2 protein-coding genes and 1 pseudogene are annotated in these 2,928 nt (G+C 71.0%); 1 reads left to right on the forward strand and 2 read right to left on the reverse strand.

The annotated features are described in order from the left end of the window. On the forward strand, positions 1–905 hold a 905-nt coding region (locus WA805_RS30135; protein WP_425244019.1), incomplete at its 5' end, for an MMPL family transporter. Here the strand turns inward: WA805_RS30135 and WA805_RS30140 are convergent. Then, positions 858–1,823: an oxygenase MpaB family protein gene (locus tag WA805_RS30140; protein WP_425244020.1), complete on the reverse strand. Its 966-nt coding sequence runs from the start codon at positions 1,821–1,823 to the stop codon at positions 858–860. The two genes, WA805_RS30135 and WA805_RS30140, sit on opposite strands and share 48 nt — an antisense overlap. Before the next feature lie 241 nt (positions 1,824–2,064). Beyond that, positions 2,065–2,928, reverse strand: a pseudogene (locus WA805_RS30145) (ISKra4 family transposase); the annotation flags it as partial.

Consider the following 2,928-nt stretch of genomic DNA (forward strand, 5'->3'; position numbering starts at 1 on the left):
ACGCGATCCAGCGCGCGTTCCCGCAGGCCCCGGCGCCCGCCGAGGTCGTGGTGACCGGCCAGGACCTGGCCGGTCCGAAGGTGGCCGCCGCGGTCGGCGCGCTCCGTACGCGAGCCGCGTCGGGCGGCGCGATCCACGCGCCAGTGACGGAGACCGTGCTCGGCGGCGGCCGCGCGCTGCTGGTCGGCGTGCCGCTGGCGGGTAACGGAACCAACTCCGCGTCCGATAGCGCGCTGGTCACGCTGCGCGACACGATCCTGCCGGACACGCTCGGCAAGGTGCCCGGCGTCAGTTACGCGGTGACAGGGGACACCGCCGGACTGTACGACGACATCCACGAACTGCACTCCAACCTGCCCGAGGTGCTCGGATTCGTGGCGGTGCTCGCGTTCGTGCTGCTGCTGGCGGCGTTCCGGTCGGTCACGGTGCCGCTGGTGTCGATCGTGCTGAACCTGCTGTCCGTCGGCGCGGCCTACGGCCTGGTCACGCTCATCTTCCAGGACGGACGGCTGCAGGGGCCGCTGGACTATACGGCGTTCGGCGGGATCATCTACTGGGTGCCGCTGATGATGTTCGTGTTCCTGTTCGGCATCAGCATGGACTACCACGTGTTCATCCTCAGCCGGATCCGCGAGCTGTGGGCGCGCGGCTCCGCGCCGAAGGACGCGATCGTCGGGGGCATCGCGTCCAGCGCCGGGGTCGTCACGAGCGCGGCGCTGATCATGGTCGCGGTGTTCTCGATCTTCGCCACGCTGCCGCTGATCGACCTCAAGATCCTCGGCATCGGCACGGCCGCCGCGGTCCTCATCGACGCGACGATCGTCCGCGGCATCCTGGTCCCGGCCGCCCTGGCCTTGCTAGGCGACCGAGCCTGGGGCCGCCGCGCCCGCCACACCCTCTCCTGAGAGATCGCGCGGGATCTGCCCCGGATTCCGGCGGCAGATCCCGTGCGATAATCCGGCGCGCCTGGCGCCCATGATCCAGCGGACCGTCCCGACGATGGCATGGCCGGCCGGCCGCACGAGCAGGGCATCGGCCCCGGTAATGGCGGGCAGTCGCAGTTCGCGCCGGGCCCAGGCCGGCAGTTCGCCGACCGCGGCTGCCGCCAGCAGCGTGTACGGGCCGCGGGCCAGCAGTGGCAGTGGCGGGTTCCGCACCAGGAACCTGGCGGCCTCGCGGGCTTCCGCGCTGCCGCGCAGCTCGGGCCGGTAGGCACGCAGCGCCGCGTTGAGGTCGCCGCGCGTGCGCGGCGGGTCCGGCACCCCCAACTCGATGGCGATGCGCGCGGTGTCGGCTACGTAACCGTCGCAGCCGGCCTCATCGAGGGGCCGCGCGCCGTAGCGCTGATGACAGCGCAGGAAGCTGTCGGTCTCCGCGACATGCACCCAGCGGAGCAGGTGCGGATCGGCTGCCCGGTAGGACCGCCCGTCGGGGGTGATGCCCGTGACGTGCTCGTGGACACGGCGAACCCGGTCCACCGCGCGCTGCGCGTCCTCGATAGTGCCGTACGTGGTCGCCGCCAGGAACGTGCTGGTGCGCTGCAGGCGCCCCCACGGGTCTTCGCGGTAGTCGGAGTGCTGCGCGATGGCGATCATGGCCAGCGGGTGCAGCGACTGAAGCAGCAGCGCCCGGAGGCCGCCGACGAACATCGCGGCATCCCCGTGCACACGGCGGATAGGGCGGTCGTCCGTGAACCAGCGCGGTCCTGACTTGCGGAAGCGCTCCCGGTTAGCCGGACCCTCCGGCCCGGCGACCCGGGCGAAAAGCTCCTGGCCGATGCGCCGCTGCAACGTGTCCAGATGAGTAGTGAATGGCTGCGGCACGGCTTTGCCTTCCTCGTGGCACGGTCGGTCACTGGTAATGACACGCGTGACCACCGACGTTATGCCGCGAGCAGGTGTGACATGCGCCGCCCCATGCACCGTCACCCAGCGCGGCGGGCCGCCAGCACCGTCCGCGCCAGGGGTATCGCCGCCGCCACGGCCAGCGCCATCGCCAGCGCCGCCCACGCGGGGTGGACGTCGGATTTGTAGGTAACCAAGATCATCTTCGGGTGCGGGCACGTCAGGCGGCTCCTGTCTGGTTGTGGCGGTAACGGCAGACGGTCTCCCATTGCTCGCTGGCCTCGGCGCAGCGGAGGGTGATGATCGAGTCGGCTCCTGCGACGGTCCAGTGCATGCCGGACTGCTTAAGGCGCTGGCCGATGACGGACTTGCAGCCGGCCTCGACGACGCCGGAGCCGGTGAACAGGCCGCGGGAGCGGAACCAGTGGTAGCGCATGCGGGGCGCGTTGTTCAGGAAGTAGCCGAGTTCCCTGTTGGCCTCGTCTTTCTTGACCCCTTCCAGCGGGTACTTGCGGACGGCGGCTTCGATGCCGTCGATGTCGCCGTAGTCGAGGTCCTCCAGGCGGGCGGCGAGCCACTCGTCCTTGCGGTCGCCCAGCATGAACTCCAGGGACCTGGTTAGGGAGTGCAGGTGCTCGCGGGCGTGGTAGAGGTCGACGATGTGCGTGGCCTCGGGGAAGGTGGCGGCGGCGAGGTTCCAGATCCAGGCGGCGCCGTCGCCGATGACGGTGAGCTGGCGGACGTGGTCCGCGCCGCGGCGGATGCCTTCTGCCTTGACCAGGCGCCGGAACGCGGCGGCGGGCTCGAAGGTGGCGATGTAGCTGGATGAGGCCCGGTCCCGGATCGGGTATCCCTCGTCGTCGAGCTCGTCTTGGGTGAAGAACACGGCCATCTTGACCTCGCGGGTGCGGGCGCGGCCGTCCTCGCCCTTGCCGTCCCGGCCCGCGGTCTCCTTCGAGGTCACCGGGACGCCGGTGCCGTCGATGACGGCGTAGAGCTTGTCCGTGGGCGGGGACGGCGGCAGCGGGACGAGCTTGCGCCTGGCGATGAGCCCGGCCCGGGAGCGTGACGCGGCGGCCAGGGC

It is taken from the genome of Trebonia sp. (genome assembly GCF_049794275.1).
In the GTDB taxonomy this organism is placed as follows: domain Bacteria; phylum Actinomycetota; class Actinomycetes; order Streptosporangiales; family Streptosporangiaceae; genus Trebonia.